Consider the following 757-nt stretch of genomic DNA (forward strand, 5'->3'; position numbering starts at 1 on the left):
GAAGGCGAGGCGAAGCGCGCCGGGCTCCGCCCGCTCCCGCGGCAGGGCGGCGGCGCGGCGCAGCAGGTTCTTCACCCGTGCCAGCAGCTCCCGCGGGTCGAAGGGCTTCGTCACGTAGTCGTCCGCACCGATCTCCAGACCGACGATCCGGTCGGTCTGCTCGGCCATCGCGGTCAGCAGGATCACCGGCGTGTCGTGCACCTCGCGGATGTGGCGGCAGAGCGAGAGCCCGTCCTCGCCGGGCATCATCACGTCGAGGACGACGAGGTCGATGGCGCTGGTGTTGAGGATCGTGCGTGCCGCCGCGGCGTCGGCCGCCACGCTCACCCGCAGGTCGTGGCGGCGCAGGTAGGCGGCCAAGGGATCGCGGATGTCGCGGTGGTCGTCCACGACCAGCAGGTGGGCAGCGTCCATGTCGTCGAGCCTTTCGCCGCCGATCCTAGCGGCGGCCCGCGCGCGGGCGCGGGAAACAACGTCGCAAGATGTATCCGGCGCTCCGGCCTGCGACAGCTCGACACGAAAGTCCGCCGGCCCGGGATCGTTGCGCGACAGGCCGAGGCCAAGGTTCGTTCCAACCCGAATTGCCAACCCGATTCGCCAAGCCGCCGGTGCGGTGCGCCGCGGGGGGATCGAAGGATCGACGCGATGACCACGGACGCCGTCCTGGCGCTCAACCGGTTCGGAGTCGGCGCGCGGCCGGGGGAGGTCGCCCGCATCGCCGCCGACCCCCGCGGATGGCTTCGCGCGCAGCTGTCGC

General features: G+C 72.1%; 1 protein-coding gene. It reads right to left on the minus strand.

Going from position 1 to position 757, the window contains the following annotated elements; all coding sequences use genetic code 11:
- A partial coding sequence (locus FV222_RS28125) for a response regulator (RefSeq protein ID WP_147816415.1) occupies positions 1–414 on the minus strand: 414 nt, incomplete at its 3' end.
- Between the last annotated feature and the right edge of the window lie 343 nt (positions 415–757).

Source organism: Methylobacterium sp. WL103 (assembly GCF_008039885.1).
Classification (GTDB): Bacteria; Pseudomonadota; Alphaproteobacteria; order Rhizobiales; family Beijerinckiaceae; genus Methylobacterium; species Methylobacterium cerastii.